The 383-nt window shown below is 71.0% G+C and carries 2 pseudogenes; one reads left to right on the plus strand and one right to left on the minus strand.

Going from position 1 to position 383, the window contains the following annotated elements:
• A pseudogene (locus BEK98_RS50750) lies at nt 1-178 on the plus strand (RNA polymerase subunit sigma-24); the annotation flags it as partial.
• Nucleotides 179-214: 36 nt separating this feature from the next.
• Here BEK98_RS50750 and BEK98_RS50755 read toward each other — a convergent pair.
• Nucleotides 215-383 (minus strand): annotated as a pseudogene (locus BEK98_RS50755) (IS5/IS1182 family transposase); the annotation flags it as partial.

Below are 383 nucleotides of genomic sequence, written 5' to 3' on the forward strand. Positions count from 1 at the left end.
TAAGGCTCCGGGGCTCGAACTACTGGAGCGGTCGGTCAACGGTGTGCCGGGCCTGGTGGCCCAGCGTGCCGGCGTCGTCGTGACCGTAGCCTCGTTCGACATCTCCGACGGGCGCGTCACCCGGATCTGGGCGGTCCGCAACCCGGAGAAGCTGCGGCCGTGGGCGCGGGAGGCCTAGCCGGCCCTCGCTCGGCAGAGCGTGCAGTCGCCGCCGGCAGAGGAGCGCGCATCCGAGGGTGAGGAATGCTTCGTGGATGTCGTCACGTACCACCCAGCGGATCCTCAGGGGCGGAACCAGCGCAGATGGGCGAACGGACGCTCGACGACCCACCGTTGGGCGTCCAGGCCGGAGCCGTACTCGATGCCGCGGCGGGCGAGCAGCA

Origin of the sequence: Streptomyces diastatochromogenes (genome assembly GCF_002242805.1) — a bacterium.
Taxonomy (GTDB): Bacteria; Actinomycetota; Actinomycetes; order Streptomycetales; family Streptomycetaceae; genus Streptomyces; species Streptomyces diastatochromogenes.